General features: G+C 80.4%; 1 protein-coding gene. It reads right to left on the reverse strand.

The features are described from left to right. Nucleotides 1–306 (reverse strand): hypothetical protein (locus G3I71_RS52510; protein ID WP_275409439.1); only part of this gene is annotated, 306 nt, incomplete at its 3' end. Nucleotides 307–537: the final 231 nt, after the last annotated feature.

Consider the following 537-nt stretch of genomic DNA (forward strand, 5'->3'; position numbering starts at 1 on the left):
GCGGACGAGGCATGCCGCCCGGGCTCGGACGACCGCCGCCCGCACCCTGCGGACGAGGAGCACCCTGGCCGCCGCCGGCGCCCTGCGGACGCGGAGCGCCACCGGGAGCACCGGGGCCACCCTGGCCGCCGGGACGCGGGGCGCCGCCCGGACGGGGCGTCTGCGGACGCGCCATCCCGGTGGAACCACCGGACGTGAAGGGGTTGTTGCCCGGACGAGGACCGGCCGGACGGGCACCGCCGGGACGCGGAGCGCCCTGGCCTGCCGGACGCGCTGCGCCAGGACGCTCACCACGGCCCTGGCCACGGTCCTGACCGCGGTCCTGACCCTGAGCGCGGTCCTGACCGGGACCCGAGGGACGGGCGTCCTGACCGGGACCGGAAGGACGGGCGCCGGGACGCGGGGCACCGGGACGGGCACCGGCGCCGCTGGGACGCTGAGCCTGTGCGGCGGCCGGAGCGACCGGGGCCGACGGCGGAGCGGTGAACTCCGGCGCGGCCGGCGCGGCGACAACCGGCTTCGGCGCGGGCTTGGGGC

The organism is Streptomyces sp. SID12501 (genome assembly GCF_010550245.1).
GTDB lineage: Bacteria > Actinomycetota > Actinomycetes > Streptomycetales > Streptomycetaceae > Streptomyces.